Genomic DNA, 606 nt, shown 5'->3' on the forward strand with positions numbered 1-606 from the left:
CGGCCCGCCCGGCTACTACGACGCGCCGCCGCCGCGCGACGCGGATCGCGACGCCTACGCAGCGCCGCCAGTGGCGCCCCCGCCAGGGCCGCCGGGGTACGGGGCGCCCCCGCCCGACGCGTACAGCAGGGATGGGCGCGGTGGCTACCCCGACCCCTACTATGCCGACAGGCCGCCAGTGATGCCAGGCTACGACGCGCCGCCGCCGCTGCAGCCGCCCACGCGCGGCGATGGGCGTCACTACGATGCACCGCCTCTTCCGCCCCCAGGCTACAGCAGCGGATACCCGGACTATGGGCGTGAGGATGATGCTCGCCGCTGGAGTGGCGGCGGTGGCAGCGGCGGCGGTGGCGGTGGCGGCGGCGGTGGCGGCAGCGGCGGCGGCGGTGGTGGCGGCGGCAGCAACAACGGCGGCCCTGGCCGCGGATACCGACGCAGCCGCAGCCGCAGCCGCGACCGCGACAGGGGCAGCTACTCAGCACGCGAACGCAGCCCCGTGCACGCGCCGCACTACTCTCGCCGCAGCAGATCCCCCGCCAGGCCCGACGCGGGCCGGTACGGCGGCCCAGGCTACGCGCCGCCGCCCCCAGGGCGCGGATACGACTC

At 77.4% G+C, this 606-nt stretch carries 1 protein-coding gene; it reads left to right on the forward strand.

Annotation, left to right across the window (positions count from 1 at the left end):
- Window positions 1–299: 299 nt before the first annotated feature.
- Window positions 300–606: hypothetical protein (locus ACK4SE_RS14135; protein ID WP_409694001.1), on the forward strand; the 307-nt coding region annotated here is incomplete at its 3' end.

The sequence above is a fragment of the Brevundimonas sp. genome, from assembly GCF_046293315.1.
GTDB lineage: Bacteria > Pseudomonadota > Alphaproteobacteria > Caulobacterales > Caulobacteraceae > Brevundimonas.